This is a genomic window from Mediterraneibacter sp. NSJ-151 (assembly GCF_022487435.1).
Classification (GTDB): domain Bacteria; phylum Bacillota; class Clostridia; order Lachnospirales; family Lachnospiraceae; genus Schaedlerella; species Schaedlerella hominis.
The window spans coordinates 25,751-48,642 of the sequence record NZ_JAKVPP010000001.1 but is presented as its reverse complement, the minus strand read 5'-3'; the positions used below and the strand labels follow the sequence as shown (position 1 = coordinate 48,642).

At 37.6% G+C, this 22,892-nt stretch carries 29 protein-coding genes, 1 tRNA gene and 1 pseudogene; 1 reads left to right on the top strand and 30 read right to left on the bottom strand.

Annotation, left to right across the window (positions count from 1 at the left end; all coding sequences use genetic code 11):
• Positions 1-19: 19 nt before the first annotated feature.
• The 7 genes and pseudogenes from LQE94_RS00280 to LQE94_RS00250 form a co-directional block, all read right to left on the bottom strand.
• Positions 20-247: pseudogene (locus LQE94_RS00280) on the bottom strand (GNAT family N-acetyltransferase); the annotation flags it as partial.
• A 330-nt stretch (positions 248-577) separates the two neighbouring features.
• The gene (locus LQE94_RS00275; RefSeq protein WP_055249572.1) at positions 578-769 is read right to left on the bottom strand and encodes a YdbC family protein; all 192 of its coding nucleotides are present in this window, start codon (positions 767-769) and stop codon (positions 578-580) included.
• A 78-nt stretch (positions 770-847) separates the two neighbouring features.
• Positions 848-1,645 (bottom strand): YhfC family intramembrane metalloprotease, encoded by a 798-nt coding sequence (locus LQE94_RS00270; RefSeq protein WP_240576702.1) that lies wholly within the window; start codon positions 1,643-1,645, stop codon positions 848-850.
• A gap of 19 nt (positions 1,646-1,664) precedes the next feature.
• Positions 1,665-1,967, bottom strand: coding sequence for a hypothetical protein (locus LQE94_RS00265; RefSeq protein ID WP_008121271.1), 303 nt, complete (start codon positions 1,965-1,967; stop codon positions 1,665-1,667).
• A 9-nt stretch (positions 1,968-1,976) separates the two neighbouring features.
• Entirely contained in the window at positions 1,977-2,183 is a 207-nt protein-coding gene (locus LQE94_RS00260) for a helix-turn-helix transcriptional regulator (protein ID WP_003865061.1), read from the bottom strand.
• Entirely contained in the window at positions 2,180-2,509 is a 330-nt protein-coding gene (locus LQE94_RS00255; RefSeq protein WP_005608366.1) for a DUF6442 family protein, read from the bottom strand. The genes LQE94_RS00260 and LQE94_RS00255 overlap by 4 nt, the downstream gene beginning before the upstream one ends.
• Positions 2,510-2,774: 265 nt before the next feature.
• Positions 2,775-3,017: a molecular chaperone gene (locus LQE94_RS00250; RefSeq protein WP_240576701.1), complete on the bottom strand. Its 243-nt coding sequence runs from the start codon at positions 3,015-3,017 to the stop codon at positions 2,775-2,777.
• A gap of 157 nt (positions 3,018-3,174) precedes the next feature.
• Here LQE94_RS00250 and LQE94_RS00245 point away from each other — a divergent pair, with 157 nt between their 5' ends.
• Complete coding sequence (locus LQE94_RS00245; protein ID WP_240576700.1) at positions 3,175-3,345, top strand: hypothetical protein; 171 nt, start codon at positions 3,175-3,177, stop codon at positions 3,343-3,345.
• 102 nt (positions 3,346-3,447) lie between these two features.
• Here LQE94_RS00245 and LQE94_RS00240 read toward each other — a convergent pair whose 3' ends face one another.
• From LQE94_RS00240 to serS, 23 genes are all read right to left on the bottom strand, one after another.
• Positions 3,448-3,657, bottom strand: coding sequence for a DUF6219 family protein (locus LQE94_RS00240; RefSeq protein WP_008392833.1), 210 nt, complete (start codon positions 3,655-3,657; stop codon positions 3,448-3,450).
• 75 nt (positions 3,658-3,732) lie between these two features.
• On the bottom strand, positions 3,733-4,257 hold the full coding sequence (locus LQE94_RS00235; RefSeq protein ID WP_055057988.1) for a flavodoxin family protein: 525 nt from the start codon (positions 4,255-4,257) through the stop codon (positions 3,733-3,735).
• Between the two features lie 24 nt (positions 4,258-4,281).
• Positions 4,282-4,467, bottom strand: a complete 186-nt coding sequence (locus LQE94_RS00230; protein ID WP_005342831.1) for a DUF6440 family protein — start codon at positions 4,465-4,467, stop codon at positions 4,282-4,284.
• A gap of 59 nt (positions 4,468-4,526) precedes the next feature.
• Positions 4,527-4,844, bottom strand: a complete 318-nt coding sequence (locus tag LQE94_RS00225) for a hypothetical protein (RefSeq protein WP_005611085.1) — start codon at positions 4,842-4,844, stop codon at positions 4,527-4,529.
• 154 nt (positions 4,845-4,998) lie between these two features.
• Complete coding sequence (locus LQE94_RS00220; protein WP_240576699.1) at positions 4,999-5,295, bottom strand: hypothetical protein; 297 nt, start codon at positions 5,293-5,295, stop codon at positions 4,999-5,001.
• A 126-nt stretch (positions 5,296-5,421) separates the two neighbouring features.
• Positions 5,422-5,790: a hypothetical protein gene (locus LQE94_RS00215; protein WP_240576698.1), complete on the bottom strand. Its 369-nt coding sequence runs from the start codon at positions 5,788-5,790 to the stop codon at positions 5,422-5,424.
• A gap of 1,048 nt (positions 5,791-6,838) precedes the next feature.
• A complete protein-coding gene (locus tag LQE94_RS00210) occupies positions 6,839-7,411 on the bottom strand; it encodes a CDP-alcohol phosphatidyltransferase family protein (RefSeq protein WP_006427153.1) in 573 nt (190 codons plus the stop codon).
• Positions 7,401-8,465: an FUSC family protein gene (locus LQE94_RS00205; RefSeq protein ID WP_005360242.1), complete on the bottom strand. Its 1,065-nt coding sequence runs from the start codon at positions 8,463-8,465 to the stop codon at positions 7,401-7,403. Before LQE94_RS00205 ends, LQE94_RS00210 begins: the two co-directional genes overlap by 11 nt.
• 31 nt (positions 8,466-8,496) lie before the next feature.
• Positions 8,497-9,540, bottom strand: coding sequence for a HAMP domain-containing sensor histidine kinase (locus LQE94_RS00200; protein WP_240576697.1), 1,044 nt, complete (start codon positions 9,538-9,540; stop codon positions 8,497-8,499).
• A complete protein-coding gene (locus tag LQE94_RS00195) occupies positions 9,540-10,250 on the bottom strand; it encodes a response regulator transcription factor (protein ID WP_055195604.1) in 711 nt (236 codons plus the stop codon). The genes LQE94_RS00200 and LQE94_RS00195 overlap by 1 nt, the downstream gene beginning before the upstream one ends.
• Positions 10,229-11,662 (bottom strand): phospholipase D family protein, encoded by a 1,434-nt coding sequence (locus LQE94_RS00190; protein ID WP_055195602.1) that lies wholly within the window; start codon positions 11,660-11,662, stop codon positions 10,229-10,231. Before LQE94_RS00190 ends, LQE94_RS00195 begins: the two co-directional genes overlap by 22 nt.
• A 289-nt stretch (positions 11,663-11,951) precedes the next feature.
• On the bottom strand, positions 11,952-13,511 hold the full coding sequence (cls, locus tag LQE94_RS00185) for a cardiolipin synthase (protein ID WP_118062279.1): 1,560 nt from the start codon (positions 13,509-13,511) through the stop codon (positions 11,952-11,954).
• Between the two features lie 35 nt (positions 13,512-13,546).
• The gene (locus LQE94_RS00180) at positions 13,547-14,227 is read right to left on the bottom strand and encodes a GTP pyrophosphokinase (protein ID WP_005360232.1); all 681 of its coding nucleotides are present in this window, start codon (positions 14,225-14,227) and stop codon (positions 13,547-13,549) included.
• 38 nt (positions 14,228-14,265) lie between these two features.
• A complete protein-coding gene (gene bsh / locus LQE94_RS00175; RefSeq protein WP_173819156.1) occupies positions 14,266-15,243 on the bottom strand; it encodes a choloylglycine hydrolase in 978 nt (325 codons plus the stop codon).
• A gap of 134 nt (positions 15,244-15,377) precedes the next feature.
• Complete coding sequence (locus LQE94_RS00170) at positions 15,378-15,782, bottom strand: hypothetical protein (RefSeq protein ID WP_096241593.1); 405 nt, start codon at positions 15,780-15,782, stop codon at positions 15,378-15,380.
• A 7-nt stretch (positions 15,783-15,789) separates the two neighbouring features.
• A complete protein-coding gene (locus tag LQE94_RS00165) occupies positions 15,790-16,086 on the bottom strand; it encodes a hypothetical protein (protein WP_096240164.1) in 297 nt (98 codons plus the stop codon).
• A gap of 9 nt (positions 16,087-16,095) precedes the next feature.
• Entirely contained in the window at positions 16,096-17,094 is a 999-nt protein-coding gene (locus LQE94_RS00160; RefSeq protein WP_240576696.1) for a DUF6017 domain-containing protein, read from the bottom strand.
• A gap of 78 nt (positions 17,095-17,172) precedes the next feature.
• Positions 17,173-18,078, bottom strand: coding sequence for a ParB/RepB/Spo0J family partition protein (locus LQE94_RS00155; protein WP_240576695.1), 906 nt, complete (start codon positions 18,076-18,078; stop codon positions 17,173-17,175).
• Positions 18,068-18,853, bottom strand: coding sequence for a ParA family protein (locus LQE94_RS00150; protein ID WP_240576694.1), 786 nt, complete (start codon positions 18,851-18,853; stop codon positions 18,068-18,070). Before LQE94_RS00150 ends, LQE94_RS00155 begins: the two co-directional genes overlap by 11 nt.
• Before the next feature lie 14 nt (positions 18,854-18,867).
• On the bottom strand, positions 18,868-19,833 hold the full coding sequence (locus tag LQE94_RS00145; protein ID WP_240576693.1) for a ParB/RepB/Spo0J family partition protein: 966 nt from the start codon (positions 19,831-19,833) through the stop codon (positions 18,868-18,870).
• A gap of 326 nt (positions 19,834-20,159) precedes the next feature.
• Positions 20,160-20,233: transfer RNA gene (locus LQE94_RS00140), tRNA-Arg, on the bottom strand.
• A 380-nt stretch (positions 20,234-20,613) separates the two neighbouring features.
• The gene (locus LQE94_RS00135; protein WP_022074902.1) at positions 20,614-21,489 is read right to left on the bottom strand and encodes a DUF3881 family protein; all 876 of its coding nucleotides are present in this window, start codon (positions 21,487-21,489) and stop codon (positions 20,614-20,616) included.
• Positions 21,490-21,541: 52 nt separating this feature from the next.
• Complete coding sequence (serS, locus tag LQE94_RS00130; RefSeq protein WP_022074903.1) at positions 21,542-22,834, bottom strand: serine--tRNA ligase; 1,293 nt, start codon at positions 22,832-22,834, stop codon at positions 21,542-21,544.
• Positions 22,835-22,892 lie beyond the last annotated feature (58 nt).

Here is a 22,892-nt window from a genome sequence, read left to right as displayed (position 1 = left end):
ATCCTCCAAATTTCGATTTCTATTTTCGTTTCCATAGCATGGTGTACTCTTTTTCACCAGTAGCTTCATCCAAACCTTCACATTGAATAATGAACCCTTCTCTTTGGTAAAAAGAAATTGCTCTGGCATTCTTCTGGTATACATTTAATCGTAAGCTAACTTTTTTATCCTTAACATAATCTAATAAAAGCTTACCTATGCCACATGACTGCATTTCATCGGAGACAAAAATACCTTCTATTTTTTCCATTCTATCACAAGCTCACCATTAATCATCAATTTTTTGATATTTTTTCTTTTCCCCCACTGTAAAACAGCCTCTGAGCGTTTCGTTATATAGAGGGGTACACATACAGAAATTGAAGTTGTTGCAAACAAAATCTGCCTGATCAACACTCGGTGTTCCGGTTGAACTCTTTACCGTACCAGTACTCTCAGAACCTAGAGAGTATGAAGCGGCAGAATATTGGAGGTATGAGTTAGGGGCGGAGTTGGATTAAATTTATATTTCTACGAAGAAAGCCAAAGACATTTAACTGTTCACCCAATCAAACGTCTTTGGCTTGTTTAATTACAACTATTTTTTTAGAGTTTTACCCAGTAACTCATACAGAGCTTCTGCCTCTTCTTGAGATAAAGTAATTCCTTTTCCCATTTTTTCATGTTCTGGTGCCCAGTCACGAATATCATATTTTTCTGCAGCTCCATTCCATGAAATCATATTTAATTCTTTTTTCCAACCTTTGGCACTTTCTGAAAGTATCCCTATTGGGTAACAAAAAACACCGTATTTCTACGGTGCGTTCTGTCAGATATATTCTGTTTTATGATAGCAGAAAACTGGAATTCACAGTTCTTCCATCCTTCCCATCTTCAGCGCCATAACAAGAGTTCCGGCTGCCATCACAAAGACACCAATTTCAATCACATAGATGGGAAGAAGCGCCGGACCTGCCACGGCAAAGAAGTCCACGATAAAATGAATCCCATATGCAAGAACCACTGTAAAAGCCGCTGTCCTGCATTTGCCTGCCTTTACCGCCCGGTAGATCAGCAGTGACAATCCGATATGCAGAATGATGGCACTGATTCTTTCGATTCCGCTTACAAAAAAGAGTGGTGCCGGTGTTGTCCATAGGGCCGACAGCTGTGACACGGTCTGGTTTGCAGACTCAGCAGGAAGTACCGCCAGCGTATTCTGCATGGCTCCGCTGTTGATCATCAGCATGGACACAAGATTGCTGATTCCGGAGAGTCCTCCAAGCAGAATGGCCTCCACACCGCCATGCCCGATTCCATACATCAGTGCATTTGGAAAATCCAGCCATTTCTTCATCCAGAACTTCATGGCAATCAGTCTTCCGGTCTCTTCAAAAACCGCTGCAGCCAAAGCCGCGTACACATAGTAAAGCCATGGCCTGCTCTGTGCGTTCAGTCCGCAGAACTGAATGACAAGAACATGCAGCAACTGCTCCAACAGCATGGCAAACAGCAGATAGGTTCCTGCTCCGATAAAGAACGAGGAAATCCTTGCCTTAAGCTTCACCCTTCCTGCAATGAACAAAGCAATCGGTACCCCCATCGAGAGGACAACGGAGCAGATAACTCCCGCTATCGCCAGACCTGATATTGTGTTCAATTCCATCTTTATACCTCCCTGATTCTCAAAAAATTCCTTTATTGTATTTGAACTGTCCATACAATATAAAGCCTAATCCGACAATAACTGCTGGAAGAATGATATAATCTATAATTATTTCACTCCAAAACGAAACAATAAAACCTAATACAAGAGATATTCCTATAATCAGCGTTCCTGTGCCGACTGTTTTTCCATACTTTGGTATATCTTCTTCCTTTACTTTTCGCCTGTTATAAGAGTGAATTGTGCTGATATTGCCTTTGATATTTACAATTCCCACAACAGATATGAACACTCCCAAAATCAACATTATAATATTTTCCATAATGACCTCCTAAAAATAGAATAGTTCCTCAAATTTTTTGTCCAATGCAATACAAAGAATTAGAGCCAATTTTGCAGTTGGATTAAACTGTCCTGTTTCAATAGAACTAATGGTATTTCTTGATACCCCTACCATTTCTGCAAGCTGAGCTTGAGAAAGATTTGCTTCTGTGCGAACTTCCTTTAAGTGATTTTTCAGTTGTAATTGTTCTTTCATATTCTCACCTCTAAAAGATGGCTAACAAATCCAACAAATGCCAAAATGGAAAGCACAAAAAACAGAACAGTCAAGACCAAATCGCTCTTTCGCTTCATTTTGATAAAACGAACTAACCATTGTGTTGCAATAATGCTGAAGTATATAACCCACGGACTGTAAATCATAGTATGAGCAAGCACAGAAGATAACAGCGAAAGCAAACAACACACTAAAGCACCAACTCTGCTTGCGTGACTTCCGGCTTGATATACCACTTCCATTTCAGCCAAGTCCTTATTGCGATGTTCTTTTCTGCTTGCATTTAAGATTTCGTCCTTTTTCATAAAAACACCTCCATACCAAGTTTTCTTTGCATATTTTAATTATACACATGCCAAGTTTTCTTGTCAATAGAATCATAAAAAAGTTACAACCGATATAAGAGATAACTTTTCTATCACTTCGATTATGCTCACGACTTAATGACTTCTTGAATACTTGCCGAAAAAGAAAAACTGCCATCGGTTTGACAGCAGTTCTTCTTCGGTTGGTATCCGTTAAGAATACACAATATCATTCAATACAATCTCATCGGCACAGGCTCGAATGTTATTCATCAATCCTATCCTTGGAATAGGGTGGTCTTAAATTCAATGACAACCGTCCCTTTTTGATCATATACGTTTCACTTCCATCCTCCGAAGATCCTTTCAACCAGCAATCATCCGGATACTTCACAGAAAAGCCCCGTAACCGTTTCTGCAAGCTCTGATTGAAGGTATACACATCATAGAATCCGTCATCTTCATTGGTCAGAATAATCGTTTCTTTTTCACACTTTAACCTTCGCATATTCTATCCTCGCTTTCTTTCCATTTCCTGATCCAGGTATTTGGGTATCGGCTTTCCGGACCGGCGAGCAATGGCAATCTGTTTCTGATGCAATCGTTTGATCACGGATCTTCGTTTCTTAGGTTTTCCATCCTGTTGATTTCGGGAGGTCTGATTGTTGCTGCTAATCATTAATAAGGGTGAGATCACTGATGCAGTTGACATTGACAATATGTATGAATTTGCTTCTTCACACTGCACTGATTTCAAAGATCTCCGCGATGATGAGGATATTGTTATCAATAGGGAGTGGATCATTAACAAACTTTCTGAAAACGAAAATGAATAATATATTTGGTGGCTACACCCCCAAGCCCCTGTAGAATAAATAACGCCAGTACTGGATATCAAAAATCCCGCACCGGCGTTATTTATTAAAATATTTTGTTTTTTAATCTTCAACACTCTCTACTGAAACTTCTTTTTTCTTCCTACTTTTACCAGAAATCATCTTGTGTCCTGTATAAATAGCCATAATCATGCAAAGCAAAGAACTTGCTGCAAAATACTTATGGCCTTCTTTTGATCCCTTATAACCTGTATAAAAAGTTCCAAGCATTGTAATCAGTGCACCGATAGACCAATATTTATGTGATTTCATTCAGATACCTCCTGCCGTTTTTCTTAATCATATACCTTTTAAAAGATATATACAAACTGGAATTTGGAGTGTGCTTTATAAATTTTTTCCGATTCCCTCAAGTTCGTTCATGGAATTCTTATTTTTTTCAAGTTCATCTCTGGCTGTTGCATAATATGATTTATTGAAAAGCATGTCCCATGAAAGATATTTTGCCATACAGTCAAACTGCTTATCAATCAGCTCATACTGGATACTGTCTACGGGAGAACCACCTACAACAATCGTGCCCACTTTTTTATTTTTTAACTGCAATCCACGGCAGTAGCACTTATCAATGACTAATTTCAATTGTGCTGACATTCCCCACCAATAAACTGGCGTAGCAAAAAGAATCATATCTGCGGCAGCAATTTTATCAATTGTAGGATTTGTATCATCCTTATCGACGCATCCCTTAGAGCATTGACAGACACCACATCCCTTGCATGGTGCAATGTTGAGTTTGTCGGGTTCAATGATTTCAATTTCATTCTTTTCTGACGCTCCTTTTATAAATGCATTGATTGCTGTCAGCGTGTTTCCTTTTCTGGCACTTCCATTAATGATTACAATTTTCATGTGTGTATCCTCCAACTTTCGATTTTACTTTGTAACTATGACTTTTCCTTCTGAATCCAGAAGAGGTGTAATAGCCGCTCCATATCCAGATTTCCAACAAAGATAGTTAACCCCAGTCTCCTTATCTACAAGGATTTGGCGAACTCCTTCATCCTTAAGCTGACTTCCGTCTCTAAATGTAACTTCAAATCTTTCTTCTTTCTTTGCCATGTTTATTTCTCCTTTTTTCAAGCGTTAAATTTAAATTTTCCTGTTATACAAACTTGAATTTATACCCGGTACTTGTCTCGATTTATAGTCATATCAACCAAATGAAATACAAGTAAGATAATAAAAAAAACGGAAACTATTATTATTCCTGCGCCCAGCTTGATAAAATCAATTATACCGCCAAGACAAAAGAGCATTGCCCATGTCTTAATCCGTTTTCCAGTAACTCTGCATATTTTCTCTGTGTTTAATCCAGTATAATCTCCTGATAAAAACAGCACACTTCTTTCTGTATTCCTTGATTTGATAAAAAATCTTCCAACAAAAAAGAGAACAGTTGCCATCAGTAAATCAATAAATATAATTATTATTTTCATTTTCAACACCTCTAATTCTAAGTTCACAACTTCAAATTGTTTTAATTCTTCTCAGTGCCACCTTCTTGCCCTTCGGACAAGAAGTATCCCTCGCTCAAAGAGCTCGGTCAATTCAAATCTTCTGTTGCTTTCAGTCTCTGCTGAAGACTGAAAGTTACCTTCGCTTTACTATTTCTAATAGTTTTCTCACATAATCATCTGCGTGGTTTATTGAAAACTCTCCATGATACATATTAGGAAGAACTTGTATAAAACTATCCTGCAATTTTTCATGAATGATTTTAGCAGATTTTTTCATTGATTGCTTTTCTTTTTCTCCAACATAAATTTGAACGGTTGCTTCACACTCTCCAATGCCATCTTTTAGTGAATATACTGAGTTTTCCTGTAAAAAGGCAATCATATCACTCTTTCTAATAGCACAAGTATCTTTGTAATATTCATCAAACAAATTCGACTTTATTCGTAGTGATTTGAATTGCAATTTTGAAAACCACTTATACTTTATTAAGCCATAGCAACTTCCAAACGCCGATTTGCACTTCAAATCGTTTTCTTTATTCTATCATAGCATCCATTATTCCGCCATCAGTCTTTCGAACCAGGTATCCATGACAATGATAAACTGGCCTGCTACTGGCAATTCTTGCAGCATTTCGTCAAGAGTTTTCTGTTTCACATATTTCTGCACATACACCCAACAGGCAATGCTACTGGCTTCTGATACAATGTCAGCTATGGTTTTGCGCATAAGCTCTTCAAATTCAGTAATTTCTTCTTTTGGGACAACATCATACAGTGTTGGTGCCTGATGACTTAATTTTATGCCATTTTCATTTGCATCTTTCACCTGAGACGGATGCTCTTTGAACAGTCGAAGACGCTCAATCTCAATTTCTATGATTCTTTCTTCGTTTTCTCCTGATTGTCTGTTTGGCTCAGTCATCTTGACTCCTTCCCTCCAGGATTCAGGAAATAAAAAATGCCTGCCTGGAACTTTTATAGATAGTAAAGTTCCAAACAGACATTGCTGTTTGACCATTAGCTGTAGCTAATAGAATTGAATACTGTTTCAGCTAATTTATGTTTGCAGGTTTGGGAGAGATTGTTTCTTTTCCCGCCTTTTCTCTGATTTACATCCCCGAATAAGGGGTGACAACGGAGCGGAACCCAAATGTTAGCTGGACTTCTTAAAACCCATGTTTGCAAACCGGTAATTTTGATTAGCTGTCAGCTAACAAAAATCGGATTGCGTTAGCTGGAAATTGATTATTTTGAATGGAATTTTGTGTCACGAACGTGATTTGAAAATAACAAAAGCGTTCGTTGTCAGCTAATCCAGCTAACATTTTCGAACGCTTTGAAGCCCGTCGCCAAGAGGATTTGAACCTCCGCCCCCTCGCTTAGGAGTTCATCCTGGTACAGAAAACAGCTTGCATTCTATGTCAATCAAAGTCATTCAAAGCCTTGATTTTACTGCTTTTTCTGTCAATTTCAGAAAAGATAAGAAAACCTGTTTTCATCTGAGGAATTACAGTTTGGGTGGAAAAATAGTGGATTTTCCACCATTAGGGTAAAGCCAACCTGTTCCTTCCAATTATAAATGATGACTACCATTACCTGACATTTTACAGTAATGATTATTTGGTTTTCTTATTAGATCTATGTCTATTATACCGTGCTTGCGGTCAACTGTCGATAACAAATTGACCGCAAATGTATTATTTTTTCTTACGTTTACACTTTGTATCACAAAACTTCTACACTTCAAATACTCGGAAGTGTTTCTGAACAGATTCATATTTCCCTGTTTCGTAATTTAGTATTTTCCATACCGGATTTAATTGCTCGTCCGTTAACGGAGTAACCTGATTGTCTTTATCCAGCCATGCAAAAATTATCTGTTCTGATTCTATCCAGGTTAAGTTTTTATCCTTCTTTATCTCATCAATATTCTCCTAAATATTTTTCTAGTCATTGCAATATAAAATTGCTTATACAGTCTCTCCCTTAAGAGTCCTGGTATTCTGGATAATATACAGAGCGACCGATATGACCATCATTATAGCGCACAAACCAATCAACAGATCTGATACCATAGGTGTAATGTGGAACCATATAATATGCACCGCTGCAGTTCCATATAATAAAAAGGTTACTATCTTTCCATGCCAGTCTGCACCGTGTACTTTTCCTGTCTTTCGTATCACAAGACATCCACTGACTGCCATATACAGCTCCTTACCTGCCATTATTACGATTAAAAGAAGCATATGCGGAAACCGAGTAAACAGACAGATTAACATCGCTGCCTGTGTCAGCTTATCGGCCACCGGATCAAGTATTTTTCCCAAATTACTAATCATATGGAATCTTCTTGCGATATATCCATCAGCAAGATCCGTAAGACCAGACAGCAATAAGATTTCTCCAGCTAACAGAGGATTTTTCTTTACACAATAGCTCCATATAATTACCGGAATCAGGCAAAGCCGAAAAAAAGAAAGAAGATTAGGAACCGTAATAATTCTATTCAAATTTTCTTCCTGATTCACTTCACTCTGCATGTACGGTCGCCTCACTTTCCTTTTTTTTTGACATAAACCAATAAAATATAACACAAAATGCTAATGCAAACACAACACCAAAAACATTTTGAATCACTCTAAGACTAACCGCTCCTTGTAGTCCATAAGTCTCTGCAGCAATGGCTAAAGCACCAAATGTGTTAAATACTGCCTGCCAGCCATATTGTGCTGAAAGTCCTACACCGATTCCACCAAGAATTCCTATATATGCATAGATTGACGAAGGAAGCAGAAAATATAATACTGTAAAACATATAACACCTGCAATATTTCCGACAATCCTTTTACGGACTCTGTAGTGCATATCTTCCATAAATGGCAAAATCGCGGACATGGCCGCAATACCAGCCCACATTGCACGTGGCATATTACAAAGTTCTGCAATGCAAAGGACAATCGGTACGCATAAAATCTGACATATCTGCCATTTTGTTCTGGAAGAAGTGATATCAAATTCTTGTATCAGATCTTTCAGATTTCTTTTATAAGTTCTGTTTTTATGATTTCGATAAAATACGAAGCAGGTAAGTGCTGCACCTAAAGCCATTCCGACTAATCGCATCTGATAGCTTTTTCCCGTAACATCATAACCATATAGCAGCAGATACCCAAGAACCAATGTAGATTGATTAAACATGAATGGATTATGGCATCCGAACAGAATCAACACAGCCAGTGCCGCAATATTTAACAGCATTCCCAATACCGGTGAAAACTGATTTGCTAAATGCGGACATACAGTCATAATTACAAAGAACAAAGCCAAAAGCATCGTAGATTGTCCGGTGTGGATCCCCAGATCCGCATTCCGAAATACCATAAGGCATAATAAAACTACTACACCCACAATACTATTCTCATTTCCAAATAAGATACTGAAAATAGTAACAAATAAAAAACAAAATGCCATTGTAACAGCTATCTTTACCAAATATACCAGTATATGATATGATTTTTCTTTCACTGTTTCACTCTTTTTCAACAGATTTTTAGAACCTGCCTGATTTAACTGCAATTCCTGATAAAATGTCATGTAATTCCTCCTTTATCTGTTTTTCTTAAACTTATATGGCCTCATCTTTCTGTATTGGAAGCTCTACAACAAATCTGCATCCACCATATTCACGGTTTTCTGCTTTGATTGTTCCTCCGGCACTATCTACAATCCGTTTTACAAGTGCAAGACCTAGGCCATTTCCTTCTGCTTTATGAGATCCATCTACCTGATAGAACTTGTCAAATATTCTGGATTTTACATCATCCTCTATTCCTGGTCCTTCATCTTCCAGAATGAACTTAACAGAACCCTGTTCTTGTTTCAGAAACATCGTAATTGTCCCCTTTGAAGGGCTGAACTTAATCGCATTATCCAAAAGATTTATCCAGATATGCATAAAAAGTCCTTCATTCCCAGTATATTTAACTTCCTCCAATTCTACCTGAAAACCAATTTCTTTTTCTGTCCATTTTGTTTCCAATGAAAGAAATGCCTGGCGGATCTGTTCATCCAGACGATATTCTGTTTTTTTCATTGGTATATTCTGATTCTCTAACTTGGATAACAGCAAAATATTACCAACCAATCCGGAAAGTCTTTGGGTGTTAAATAAGATTTTTTCTACATATTCCTCTTGATCCGGAGACAGTTCTTCTCCCTGAAGCAGCATTGTATATCCTTCAATGGCATTAATCGGGGTCTTAAACTCATGAGAAACATTAGATACAAAATCCATCTGCAGCACCTCTGTTGCACGAAGTTCTTTTGTCATAACGTTAAAACTTTGATAAGATTCTCCAACTTCTGCTATACGGCTGTTCGTTTCCAAATGCTGTTCAAAATCTCCCCGAGAAACTTCCTTCATTGCTTTACTAAGCCTAGTAATTGGTTCCAGTAACTTTGCATTAATAAAGGAAGTGATCAGCCCTGCAATCAATGTATTGAAAATCAAAAGCCAGCCAAGCACAGGTATGCTGCCCGGCAGATTAAAAAAATGATTCAAAAAAGCAAATAATAAAGCAGATATAACTGTTGAAAATACAAGTGCCAGCCAGATTGCACCAGTCAGACAGGATCGGATCCGCAATCCTTTTTCTTTCTTTTGTTCCATTATTTTTTCACCACCTTGTATCCAATTCCACGCATTGTTACAATTTCAAAATCCGGGTTATCTTTAAAACGCTCTCTGATTCTTCCTATATGTACCTCTATCGTATGTGGGTCTGCCTCCGTCTCGTATCCCCATACTTCATCCATCAACTGTTGTTTTGTAAATGTTCTGCCTGGCGAAGTTGCAAGCTTATATAAAAGCAGGAATTCTTTTTTAGGCAAAACAAGACTTTCCTTATCAGTTGTAACCGTCATTGCATCATAATCAAACTCTGTTGAACCGATCACAATTTTGTGTTCATTCAGTATCTGTGCACGGCGAAGCAGTGCTCCGACTCTTAAAACCATTTCATTCACATTTACCGGTTTTACCATATAATCGTCACTTCCCGAAAGAAATCCCTGGCGCATATCATCAAAGGAACCTTTCGCAGTGATCATAAGCACTGGTATCTGATATCCTGCTGAGCGAAGTTCTGACACCAGTTCATAGCCATCCATAACCGGCATCATAATATCAGAAATGATCAGATCAATATATTCCTTATCCAATACTTCTAATGCCTGTGCTCCATCCGATGCACTTTTGACTTGATATCCATTCTTCTCAAGCACTTTTTGGAATAGCTGGCTTAATTCTTTATCATCTTCTACAATCAATATTTGAAACACGTTTTCCTTCCTCCTTATTAAAACAGATACCTTGCCCATCCAAGCAGATGCTGTACCAAAAATATTTTTCTCTGACGTTTCTTTGTTAATTCGATTGGCTCTACATGATATGGATCACGATAGGTTCCATCTTCCAATACCTGGCGGGACACTCTTTCATATTCCATCATGCCCTCTTCCAACTGTTTATTAATATCTTTACTGCGTATTACAAGCATCAGTTCCGTATCCAGATATGCACTTCTCATGTCCATATTAAAGGAACCGATTACAGACAGATCATCGTCAATCAGAATACTTTTTCCGTGGTATGAATAACCGCCTTCATATTCCCAGATATTAATTCCTGTACTTAAGATTCTATTTCTGTTTTTCGCATAATCGGCAGACCCAAATGGATTCCCATTATTCGCAACTGAATTTGTCATGATAGAAAAATCTGAAACGTTCTCTGCAATCTCCTCCCATGTATTATACATCATATCATTACAGATAATATATGGCGTGTGGATCTTCACACGATTTTTTGCATTTTTCATCAATTCTCCCAACTGATACCACACTACTGGTTCTTTGGAACCTGTGTGAATAGGATTTGACACTAATGCAATCTTTTCTGTCTCAAAAGTTTCGTCCGTGTAATCAGTATCGCAGATTCTTTCCTTATTCTCTTCAAAATATTTCTGATAGCCGTTCTGCAGCTCTAAAACTGCGTTCTTTACAGATTTTCTATTTGCCAGTTTTTTATTGTCATGAAAATAATCACTGTCTTCCTGATTCCATATGGTTTCAAAATACTCTGACAACTGGTTAACTGAATTTTCTTTCTCAGGTTCATCGCAAACCACTAACACGTCTCTGTCATAGTTCTTATGTCCCGGAAAATCACCCAGGAAATAATTGTATGTATTTCTTCCCCCAAGAATATATCTCTTTCCATCTGCAATCAAATATTTATCATGCATTCTACCCATCATTTTCCACGGTTTCAACGGATTGGCCTTATTATACAGTTTAATTTCAACATTCTCATGGGAAGATAATCCATAGAAATACGGATTTCCTTCCATATCAATCCAGCTCTCCATTCCATCTACTAACAGACGAATATGTACACCTCTGTCTGCCGCATCATGCAGTGCTCCTAAAATCAATTTTCCACTTTCATCGGATTGAAATGCAAAAGTAGAAAGAATAATTTCCTTTTTTGCATTCTTAATCAAACGCACTCTTTGTAAAAGCGCTTCTGGATTCTTTTCTATGATTACTGCCCGTTCTGTATTTTCACTGCATTCGTTCCATGACCCATTTTTTGTTTCTTTTTTGGTTGTATTGGACACTTCCGGCTGCTTTTTATATGCAACGCAGATTCCGAGCAATTCATAAAAAGCCACACATAAAAAAATTGCCAGTATAACAAGAAGGATTTTACATATTTTATGCTTTTTCATTGTACATCACCTGATTCCTTTTTATTTCATACTTATACAATACAAAGTCAATCTCAATTTAACCTCAACAAAATTTATTTTTCATAAAAAATATGACCGGCTTCTTTTTAATGAAACAGTCATATTTTTATTCTAATATATGAAGGAGCTTTTCTTACTCCGTTGTATTAATCACTATCCATGCAAAATCTTCTTTGTACAACAGACTGTTAGATATAGCAAAAACGGCCTTTCAAAAACAGTTAACTTCTAAATCAACTGTTTTTTGAAAGGTCGTTTCATCAGATTCTTATAGCAATCCAGCAAATAATCTCATAAATAATTGTCCCAGTCGCAAATATGCACTTCGTCCGGTTTGATATTGGTCTGTCACATCACGACATTCTCCCATCGTTCTTATCAGATCATTTTTTATTTCCACAACTGCCTGACAATCTGCCATAAAACAGCCGTTTTCAAAATGGTGATATAAACTTCGATAATCCAGATTAATTGTTCCACAAGTTGCCATACAGTCATCTGCCACACTCATTTTTGCATGGCAGAAACCAGGAGTCCACTCATAAACACGAACACCATGTTTAACTAATCCATGATAAAAAGAACGAGTTATATTATAAATGAATTTTTTATCAGGGATACCAGGTGTGATAATTCTTACGTCTACCCCTCGCTTAGCAGCCAGACATAACGCATGCGTCATTTCATCTGTTATGATTAGATATGGAGTCATAAACCAACAATATTTTTCAGCTTTATTTATCATACTGATATAAACTTCTTCTCCTACTTGCTCATTATCCATAGGGCTGTCTGCATAAGGTTGAACAAACCCAGTTTGCTGTGCCGCATAATCATAGTGGAAAAGATATTTACTAAAATCAGAATCATTAGCATCCTTATCACTTACTGCATTCCACATTTCCAAAAATGTCACCGTAAGCGACTGAACAGCATCTCCTTCTAAACGAATACCTGTATCTTTCCACTGTCCATACGGGTGTGTGTAATTAAAATATTCGTTTGCTAGATTATATCCACCTGTAAATCCGACTTTTCCATCAATAACTGTTATTTTTCTATGATCACGATTGTTCAAAAACAGATTTAAACCTGGCATAAACGGATTGAATACACGGCAATGAATTCCTATTGCTTCCATCTTTTTCACAAAATCTGTGTTAATAAAGCCTATAGAACCCATATCATCGTAGAATACTCTAACTTCCACACCTGCTTTTACTCGCTCTTCCAGAACATCTTGAATCTTATGCCATGCTTCAGCGTCTTCTATCGCATGATATTCCATAAAGATAAACTTCTGTGCTTTCTCCAAATCCTTAAGCTGTGCCTCTAGTCCTTTCACTGCTTCATCAAAATACACAATGTCCGTATTCTGATAGATTGGATACTGCGAATTTCTTTGTATGTAACTTGCTATATTTCCTGCTTTCGGAATTGTTTCTTTTATTTTGCTCAAACACTCCTGACTGTCCGGAAGCATTGGTAACAATTTGCTATCAATTTCTGCGTATCGCTCACGCATTTTATGTGTGCCACCATTCAAACCAATCAACAAATACAGGCCTACACCCATAATTGGGAAAATTAGAATTAAGATGACCCAAGGCATTTTCATAGAGGATGTCTTATTTGATGCGTACAATCCCAAAACCAAGATTCCACCCAAAATCCTTGTAAATAAATTTATGATTTCTGCATATTCATTCAAGCGTGTTACGATAGTAATAATAAAAATCACTTCCAGAAGAATGCAGATTATGGAAAAACACAGCCGTTTTACCCCATTTTTTGTTTTTGCTTTGCCTTCTAAAGTATCTTGTTTCATATATATTCCACCTTCCTACTTGCTCAGTTTTCACCCTAAATTTCGTGGAACATACCAATTTTGTCTTTTATTCTCTGCATTTCATTATCTGCTTCAATGATAGCTCTTGCAGAATGAAGTAATTCTTCACTTATCTCATCATAGCCAGGCATTTCTTCAATTCCTTTTTTATAGCGAAGTTGATGTTCCAATGTTGCCCAGAAATCCATACCATTGGTTCGAATCTGTAATTCTACACGCATAGGTGTTTTACCCTTAGCAAAAAATACTGGTATTTCAACAATCATATGATAGCTTCGATAACCATTCGATTTTGGATTTTTTATATAATCTTTTATTTCAATAACTTTAATATCATCCTGTTGGGTAATCAAATCTGATATCATATAAATATCGTCAATAAACGCACAAACTATTCGAACGCCTGCTACATCATTGAGATATGTCTGTATATTTTCTGTTGTAAATTCATATCCCATCTTCTGTAGTTTATCGTAAATACTATTGGGCTGCTTAATTCTTGTTTTTATAAAAGAAATAGGATTTCGATTGTTCTCAACTGAAAATTCATCATCCAAAACCTCAAGTTTAGTTTGTATCTCCCGAATAGCACAACGATACATCATCATTAAATTATAAAATTTTGTAGCATTATTTAAAAACTGTAGTGATTCCGGACTGTTCATCCTGAGTTTTTTTACTTCATCTTTTGTCATGGAACTTTCCTTTCTACCTCATCCCTGATTTCAAAACATTATTTATTTTGATAGTTGATTCGTTCTCCTTGAATTACTGGATAACAAATCATTTTATCACTATCCAGATTTTCTACATGCATATCTACTGCACTGATCTGATGGTTTTCATAAGTATTGTAATAATAAATACCTTTTGTAACATTACAACACGACGTATACAATGTGATTTCATATTTTCCATCCGCTACTTCGCAACATCCTCGTTGCTGATCCACAGATCCGAGAATGTGGAAGAATTGGCTAACGCTTTCTTCCTCTGATTCACCTGAAATTGCATTTACCTTTGTAAAAGCTACACGTACAAAGCGTGAGGAAGATGAGAGATCTCCCGGAAGACCTAATCCTCCCATACCTCTACTATATGCATCAAGAGCCAAATTTTCGCAGAAAGTATTTCTGGGCTGTTTAGGAGATAAATACATATAATTATTTAGTTGAAACATCTGCTGTGGAAATGGCGGATTATTCGTAAGCACTCCTACTGGATTGTCATAAATATGCAAACCATCTGACATAGATTCTACCGTAATTGACTCATTCTCATCAGAAATGATCCAGTGTAATTGTGCTAATGGTAATTGCTCGCTGAAAGGAGTATTAACAATATTAATTCGTTCAAGAAGCTCGCAAACTTCAACTAAAGAAGAACACTGACTTAAAATCCACGGAATAAATTCAAACTGTGCAATATTTTCCACATCTGGCTTAATCGCGGCATAAACAGCATTTCCGACAAAATTCAGTCCTGCCATTGCCACTCCTTTTTCATTCATAGCATCATAATACAAAGGATAATCCTCAGCAACATGAGCCATTCCAATAATTGCATAATGATTTTTCATATCGCCAACATGGCGAAAATTAAACGCATAATTACGTGGTGTAATTACTATCTGATCACCATAAGAGAATTCATAATCGAGGGTTCGTCCAAAGTAAAAATCTTTTGTTTTATAAGTTGCTGCTGTACACATGATCGTTTATCCTCCTAAATAGATTGAAATATGTCAATGAGCTTTTTCTTGAACAATATTATATCACAATTCTTTTATTTTGTTCCAACTTCATACATGATCATAACATGTAAACTTTAAACTATTTTCCTAGATTATTTCTCCATCAGTTTTTCAAACCAGGTATCCATAGCTAGGATGAATTGACCTACGTCTGGCAATTCTTGCAGCATTTCGTTTAGGGTTTTGTGCTTCACATATTTCTGCACATACACCCAACAGGCAACGCTACTGGCTTCTGATACAATGTCAGCTATGGTTTTGCGCATAAGCTCTTCAAATTCAGCAATTTCTTCTTTTGGGACAACATCATACAGTGTTGGTGCCTGATGACTTAATTTTACGCCATTTTCATTTGCATCTTTAAGCAGATTCTTAACTTTTTCTCTTGAATCCTCCGGTACTTTCATGTACTCCCACATAAATGCTATCACATCGGACGGTGTGTCTTTTTTAAGTGGTGGTAACTGAATATAATCATTGTTTTCGCTCATTTTCATGTCCTCCTCACGATATAATAAAATCAATAATACGTTCTCTTGTCATGTCCAGTACAGTATCTACGAACACTCCTGCAAAAAGGATCAGATACAGAATTACACTCAGCGAAAACAGAAATGCAACCTGTGCCCAGTCATGGTAACAGTATGCAGTCGCTATAATCAACAAAGTGAATATAAACCCAAGGATCCCTCTGACAACCGCATAAGTCTGTACTGTCATCTTTACTGCCAGGCCGATCACAAAAAGGATCAGCCATACCGGCAGTAATAATATCTTCCCAGCAAGTTTTAAAATAAACATGTGCACCTCCTATCTTGCCAGTCCTGGCATATCATGGTTCACCTCTGCCTGATAATACCCGTTCATCGTTGACGGTGCATTAAACAGGGCTGCTAATAAATATTTCTTGATGTTCTTCACCTTTGTGGTGTTACCACTCATACAGTGTAAGACATACTCGATATGTGAATAGGTCAGCATCAGAAATTTTTTCTTCACCAGTGATGCCGGATACCAGTTGCTGGCAATCAAGATCTTGTCATTTTTACACATCACAGTCTCTACAATCAGGTTCACGATTTCATCTACCTGTCGCATATCGTCATGATGGGTTACTTCCAGTGATTCATAATCAATGGTCTCTTTGACAAGGTTTTCATAAGCCTGATAATCCTCAGAGCAATTATCGCTATCAAATCTTTTCTCATCCACAGATATGATAGGATTAGATTTATTATCATTCATTTCAGTATCACTAAGATTAGTATTATTAGGGTTTGAAATGTAAACTTCTTGAAGTTTGTTTTCGGGACTTCTAGAAGTTTGATTTTGGGACTTCATGAAGTTTGAAATGTAAACTTCTGTAGATTCCTCATTTTCCACAGAAGTTTGTTTTTTAAACTTCTTTAATTCCTCTTCAAATTTTTTCTCATCTGTTTTCTCAGGCATAAAGGTTTTCACGTAGATAACGTTCACCTTTCCAAATCCCTGTCTGCGTTTCTCAATCAGGCCAATCCCTGTTTCGTCATCCAGTTCTCTCATGGATTTAATGGCTTTATTTCTGCCACAGTTCAGTAATTCCATGATATCTTCGATGGAAAAGTAGATATATGCTCTGTTTTTGTCGTCAAACCACTGATTCTTGATGGAAAGAGACATTCGATCCAACATCAGTCCATATAAAATTTTAGCATCGCTCGATAAATCTTTAAAATAACTGTCTGTAAATAATGCTTTTGGTATGCGGTAGAAGCTGAACTGATCAGCTTCGGTACCGTAAAAATAATTAAATGTCATTTTTTTCTCCATAGTTTCCTCCTTTCATTTTCTGCTAAGAAGTCCTCTTTTTAAACTTCTTTGACATTGTTTTCTTAGCTTTTTCTCTCCTTAACAGGACTGTTCCTGCATCCACTTTTCTAATAATGATTCAATCACCTGCTCCATATCTTTGGCTGTATAATCATCCGGAAAATACTTTGTCAGTTTCTTTTCTGAGAAAGTAAGAGACCGGGATACTTTCTTTGCCATCACACAGTTATTGAAAATTGATAACATCTGGATCTGATTGATTGGTCCATCATTTAGCTGATTTCTAAGTGCTGCAATCTGCTTTGGCTTGATAAATCCGGTGTCGCGGATATATTCGTAGATCCATTCCTGTACTTCCTTATCGATGTAGGAGATATCAATAGCAACTGTAAATTGGAGCTTTTTCTTATCTACCAGATCTAAAAGTTCTGGTATTAATTCCGTGAGGCGAATATATCTTTGAACCTGTCGTCCACTTTCTCCATTATCCTTTCCAATGAGATCTGCCGTCTCATAATTCCCGACATTTTGTCGGGTATTTTCTTTTGTCGGACGACCTGCTGTTCTTCTCATAGCATCCATTTTCATCTTATATGCAAATGCTTTCTCACTCGGTAACAGTTCCTCTCGCTGAATGTTAGCGTCCACCATCGCAATCACCGCATCATCATCCGATAATTCTCTTACGATTGCCGGAATTGTCGTCAGTCCTGCAAGCTGTGCTGCATGCATTCTTCTGTGACCGGATACCATTTCATATTCTTCATTATCATCCATTCGAAGCAGTACCGGTGTCAGTACTCCATTGATCCTTACACTTTCAACCAGATCCTGCATCTTTTCATCATCCAGCACCTTGAACGGATGATTTTTAAACGGATGGATCTTACTGATTTCTATCTCCATTGCAGATTCTTCATTTACCACACCCAGCAGTTCATCAATGCTTGCCAGTTTAATCTTTTCGCCACTTCTATTTTTCATTTTTCAAAACCTCCTGTGTTAAGTTCTTATATGCTTCGGCAACTTTTCCTTTCGGGCAGTGCATGTAGATGCTTTTTCCCTCTGCACTGGTCTCAGCAGCTTTTACAGACATCGGGATCACATTTTCAAATACCTCGATCTGACTTCCGTAGGTTGTATGTACTCTCGATGCAATATCCCTTGCGTAATTGGTTCTGGAATCTACCATGGTCAGGAGAATGCCCTCAATCGCCAGTTTCCGGTTCAGTCTTTTCTTTACTGTAAGAATGGTCTTGATCAGCTGCTGAAGTCCTTTCACCGGCAGATATGCGGCTTGCACAGGTATCAACACAGAATCGGAAGAGACCAGTGCATTGATTGTCATCATACCAAGGCTCGGCATACAGTCAATCAGGATATAATCGTATCGGCATCGTATCGCATCGATATATTCTTTCATGATCATTTCTCTGCTCATAACATTTCCCATCGTTACTTCCAGTGCGGAAAGCTCAATATTTGCCGGGAGAAAATCTACATTTTCCTGGTGATGTAAAATCCCATCTTCCAGAGAGATTTCTTCTTCGTTGATGACATCCATCATGATCGTTGCCAATGTGATGCGAAGATCATCCGGTTCCTCATATCCAAGACTTGCGGTTAAACTTCCCTGTGGATCCGCGTCGATCAGCAACACTTTCTTTCCTTCTCTTGCCAGTCCAATACCTACATTTACGGTTGTGGTGGTCTTGCCGACTCCACCTTTCTGGTTTACTACGGATGTAACTTTACACATGATTTCTTCCTCCTTTAACTTTCCCATGATTCTTTTTTCCATAATTTTAGCAGTGCCAGTATTTCCCGTTTCATCATTGCCGGTGTATAAGAATTTGGAAAATACTTGTGTAGCTGCTCATTGGTAAATGCTACTCTGGTGATCTCACCTTTTTTAACTTCACACATGATTTCTTCCATCTTTTCCAGTGACAACTGCTTTTCTTTACTCAGTTGCCGGATCCTCTGGGCCTGTGAGAGTGACGGAATCGCCTGTGCATAATCCATTGCTTTAAGCAGTTCTCTTTGTTCATTTTCTTTCAATGCAGCAATCTCTACTGCCGAACAAAAAGAAATAATCTCATCATCCAGTTTCTGCAACATTTCCGGTATAAGCTTTGTCAGTGATATATAACGCTGCACTTGTTTTGGGCTATCACCACAATCCTCACTGATAATATCTATCGATCGTTTTCTTGGTGTTTTGTGGTCAACTTGGCTCTTTTTTCGACCACTTTTTCTTTTTAGTACGTCATTCTTCAGTTTGTAAGCAAAAGCTTTTTCGCTATAGCTGATCCGTTCTCTGTGAAGATTAGAATCCACCATACTTAAAATGGAATCATCTTCACTTAATACCCGGATAATCACCGGTACTTTACGATATCCCAGTTTCTCCGCAGCATGTTTTCTTCTGTGGCCGGATATGATCTCATAGTAGCCATCCGGTACCGGTCTGACGATCAGCGGATTTAATATTCCATACTTCTCAATGCTTTCCTGCAGAAGAAACATTTCCTTATCATCTTTCACTTGAAACGGATGCTCTTTGAACGGTCGAAGACGCTCAATCTCAATTTCTATGATTCTTTCTTCGTTTACTCCTGATTGCCTGTTTGGTTCAGTCATCTTGACTCCTTTCCTCCAGGATTCAGGAACTAAAAAATGCCTGCCTGGAACTTTTATAGATAGTAAAGTTCCAAACAGACATTGCTGTTTGACCATTAGCTGTAGCTAATAGAATTGAATACTGTTTCAGCTAATTCATGTTTGCTGGTTTGGGAGAGATTGTTTCTTTTTCCGCCTTTTCTCTGATTTACATCCCCGAATAAGGGGTGACAACGGAGCGGAACCCAAATGTTAGCTGGACTTCTTAAAACCCATGTTTGCAAACCGGTAATTTTGATTAGCTGTCAGCTAACAAAAATCGGATTGCGTTAGCTGGAAATTAATCATTTTGAATGGAATTTCATGTCACGAACGTGATTAGAAAATAACAAAAGCGTTCGCTGTCAGCTAATCCAGCTAACATTTTCGAACGCTTTGAAGCCCGTCGCCAAGAGGATTTGAACCTCCGACCCCTCGCTTAGGAGGCGAGTGCTCTATCCAGCTGAGCTATGACGACACATGCCGCAAACCCTTGATTTTACTGGGTTTCTGGGATTTTTTCCTTCGGCCATATATAAGATTATCAACTCTTTTTCGAGTTGTCAATCTACAGATTTTTTTGATTTGGTAACATTAGAACGTTCCCCAATTTGGAGAATGCTTTGTTGTCACCATTAGCATTTTTCAGAATAGATTCGAACTGAAAGTTGTTTTTCATTTTTTCCCTTTGGGGAATGCCTCGGCTTTCTCTTAGGAGGCGAGTGCTCTATCCAGCTGAGCTATGACGACACATCCTATTTGAGAGAATTTATTCTCTTTTTATTTATGCACGAGTGCATCACGTTTACTATTTTAACACTCGTGCCTTCTAAATTCAACTAAATTTATATATCCTTTTTAAAAATTAATATATCCCTGCAGCCAGATTTTTCCTTTGAATCTGCGCCCGATTTCCGGCTCACCAAGCACCTTACTCTTTGGTACGCAAATATCAAACTGCAGCTCATTTACATCTAATTTCATCTGATATACCACTTCTTTTGTAAGCACATTCTCCCGCTCACGAACTGCCAATATTTCACCCATGATTGAATACACATCACACTCTACACCATGTGGCATGAAATATGTATCTACGATTGAAAATACATCCTCTGTGATAAGTCTTCGGGATACCTTAGAATATATGTCCATATCATCCAATGTCAATGTTTCGATTGCTCCTGGGTCTCCTTGTCTGGCTGCATTTAGCAGATTTTTACGATTCCTAGAATTTTCTTGTTCCTGCTTGACCTGCACTTCGCTTTTCTTTATTGGAAATAAAATTTTTCCGTCAAGAGCAAGTCCTGAAAAGGTTACAGATGTTTGTTCTTGCGAAAGAAAACCAAGCTGTTTTTCTTTCATGTATTCCACGCCGTTCTGCACATGAAATATCAAACTGATTCCTACTTTTGAATCTTCACATATCCCTACATATGCTTCTTTTTCAATTCTTCTTTCTATCGATACTTCAGAATATGTTGTAATTCCGCTACCTTCAAAATACGGGAAATAGTAATCTGCTTCAAAACAATCTTCTCCATCTAACTCACCGCAAACTGTAATTCCCATACACTGTCCATATTCTTTTTGCAGCTCACAGTAATCTGTATCGTCTGAATACGACACAACCATCTGATGTGTACATTCCTGTTCCACCTGATTTAATAATTGCTTTAATTCTTTCTTCGACTGAATTTTTCCAAAGCCAATAGCTTTTAAATATTGATGCATCTATTTCTCCAGAAAATCCCGGATTGCTCCGGGATTTTTCTTTATCTTCTTATTATTTATGTTTTGGAACGATAACTGTATTTCCACCCATATATGGCTGTAATGCCTCTGGAATCTTCACAGAACCATCTGCCTGAAGGTTATTTTCAAGGAATGCAATCAGCATTCTTGGTGGTGCAACTACTGTATTGTTCAAAGTATGTGCAAAATATTTGCTTCCATCATTTCCTTTCACACGAATTCCAAGTCTTCTAGCCTGTGCATCGCCAAGGTTTGAGCAGCTTCCTACTTCGAAGTATTTCTTCTGTCTTGGAGACCATGCTTCAACATCCACAGATTTTACTTTCAAGTCTGCTAAGTCTCCAGAGCAGCACTCTAATGTACGTACTGGAATATCCATGCTTCTGAAGAGATCTACTGTGTTCTGCCACAATTTATCATACCATTCTTTGCTGTCTTCTGGTTTGCAGACAACGATCATTTCCTGTTTTTCAAACTGGTGAATACGATATACTCCACGTTCTTCAATACCATGTGCTCCTTTTTCTTTACGGAAGCAAGGTGAGTAACTTGTCAATGTCTGTGGAAGCTGATCTTCTGTAAGTTGTGTATCGATAAATTTACCAATCATAGAATGCTCACTTGTTCCGATCAGATATAAATCTTCACCTTCGATTTTGTACATCATTGCATCCATCTCTGCAAAACTCATAACACCTGTAACTACGTTACTTCTGATCATAAATGGTGGTACGCAATATGTGAATCCACGGTTGATCATAAAGTCTCTTGCATAAGAGATTACTGCTGAGTGAAGTCTTGCGATATCTCCCATCAGATAATAGAATCCGTTTCCTGCAACTTTTCTTGCACTGTCAAGATCAAGACCATCAAAACTTTCCATAATCTCTGCGTGATATGGAATTTCAAAATCTGGAACAACTGGCTCACCATAACGTTCTACTTCCACATTTTCGCTGTCATCTTTACCAATCGGTACAGATGGATCGATGATATTTGGAATTGTCATCATATCTTTTTTCAGTTTTTCTTCTACTTCCTTCTCTTCTTTTGAAAGAGCCTCGATTCTATCTCCATTAGCAGCAACTTGTTTCTTTACTTCTTCTGCTTCTTCTTTTTTGCCCTGTGCCATCAATGCACCGATCTGTTTAGAAATTTTATTTTTTTCAGCTCTCAGAGCTTCTACTTCCTGTTTAATTTCACGGTTTCTTGCATCTAACTCTAACACTTCATCTACCAATGGTAATTTTGCATCCTGGAATTTGTTACGAATATTCTGTTTTACAACCTCCGGATTTGATCTCACAAATTTAATATCTAACATCTCATCTTCCTCCTCTTACTCTGTTTTGAGATTTTATACATTTTAATTATTTTGGACA

Coding starts and splice junctions, on each gene's coding strand:
- LQE94_RS00270 (WP_240576702.1), bottom strand. CDS start 1,645: ATGGAATTGAACACAATATCAGGTCTGGCGATAGCGGGAGTTATCTGC.
- LQE94_RS00265 (WP_008121271.1), bottom strand. CDS start 1,967: ATGGAAAATATTATAATGTTGATTTTGGGAGTGTTCATATCTGTTGTG.
- LQE94_RS00260 (WP_003865061.1), bottom strand. CDS start 2,183: ATGAAAGAACAATTACAACTGAAAAATCACTTAAAGGAAGTTCGCACA.
- LQE94_RS00255 (WP_005608366.1), bottom strand. CDS start 2,509: ATGAAAAAGGACGAAATCTTAAATGCAAGCAGAAAAGAACATCGCAAT.
- LQE94_RS00250 (WP_240576701.1), bottom strand. CDS start 3,017: ATGCGAAGGTTAAAGTGTGAAAAAGAAACGATTATTCTGACCAATGAA.
- LQE94_RS00240 (WP_008392833.1), bottom strand. CDS start 3,657: ATGAAATCACATAAATATTGGTCTATCGGTGCACTGATTACAATGCTT.
- LQE94_RS00235 (WP_055057988.1), bottom strand. CDS start 4,257: ATGAAAATTGTAATCATTAATGGAAGTGCCAGAAAAGGAAACACGCTG.
- LQE94_RS00230 (WP_005342831.1), bottom strand. CDS start 4,467: ATGGCAAAGAAAGAAGAAAGATTTGAAGTTACATTTAGAGACGGAAGT.
- LQE94_RS00225 (WP_005611085.1), bottom strand. CDS start 4,844: ATGAAAATAATAATTATATTTATTGATTTACTGATGGCAACTGTTCTC.
- LQE94_RS00215 (WP_240576698.1), bottom strand. CDS start 5,790: ATGACTGAGCCAAACAGACAATCAGGAGAAAACGAAGAAAGAATCATA.
- LQE94_RS00210 (WP_006427153.1), bottom strand. CDS start 7,411: ATGCAGAGTGAAGTGAATCAGGAAGAAAATTTGAATAGAATTATTACG.
- LQE94_RS00205 (WP_005360242.1), bottom strand. CDS start 8,465: ATGACATTTTATCAGGAATTGCAGTTAAATCAGGCAGGTTCTAAAAAT.
- LQE94_RS00200 (WP_240576697.1), bottom strand. CDS start 9,540: ATGGAACAAAAGAAAGAAAAAGGATTGCGGATCCGATCCTGTCTGACT.
- LQE94_RS00195 (WP_055195604.1), bottom strand. CDS start 10,250: ATGGGCAAGGTATCTGTTTTAATAAGGAGGAAGGAAAACGTGTTTCAA.
- LQE94_RS00190 (WP_055195602.1), bottom strand. CDS start 11,662: ATGAAAAAGCATAAAATATGTAAAATCCTTCTTGTTATACTGGCAATT.
- cls (WP_118062279.1), bottom strand. CDS start 13,511: ATGAAACAAGATACTTTAGAAGGCAAAGCAAAAACAAAAAATGGGGTA.
- LQE94_RS00180 (WP_005360232.1), bottom strand. CDS start 14,227: ATGACAAAAGATGAAGTAAAAAAACTCAGGATGAACAGTCCGGAATCA.
- bsh (WP_173819156.1), bottom strand. CDS start 15,243: ATGTGTACAGCAGCAACTTATAAAACAAAAGATTTTTACTTTGGACGA.
- LQE94_RS00170 (WP_096241593.1), bottom strand. CDS start 15,782: ATGAAAATGAGCGAAAACAATGATTATATTCAGTTACCACCACTTAAA.
- LQE94_RS00165 (WP_096240164.1), bottom strand. CDS start 16,086: ATGTTTATTTTAAAACTTGCTGGGAAGATATTATTACTGCCGGTATGG.
- LQE94_RS00160 (WP_240576696.1), bottom strand. CDS start 17,094: ATGGAGAAAAAAATGACATTTAATTATTTTTACGGTACCGAAGCTGAT.
- LQE94_RS00155 (WP_240576695.1), bottom strand. CDS start 18,078: ATGAAAAATAGAAGTGGCGAAAAGATTAAACTGGCAAGCATTGATGAA.
- LQE94_RS00150 (WP_240576694.1), bottom strand. CDS start 18,853: ATGTGTAAAGTTACATCCGTAGTAAACCAGAAAGGTGGAGTCGGCAAG.
- LQE94_RS00145 (WP_240576693.1), bottom strand. CDS start 19,833: ATGGTCAAACAGCAATGTCTGTTTGGAACTTTACTATCTATAAAAGTT.
- LQE94_RS00135 (WP_022074902.1), bottom strand. CDS start 21,489: ATGCATCAATATTTAAAAGCTATTGGCTTTGGAAAAATTCAGTCGAAG.
- serS (WP_022074903.1), bottom strand. CDS start 22,834: ATGTTAGATATTAAATTTGTGAGATCAAATCCGGAGGTTGTAAAACAG.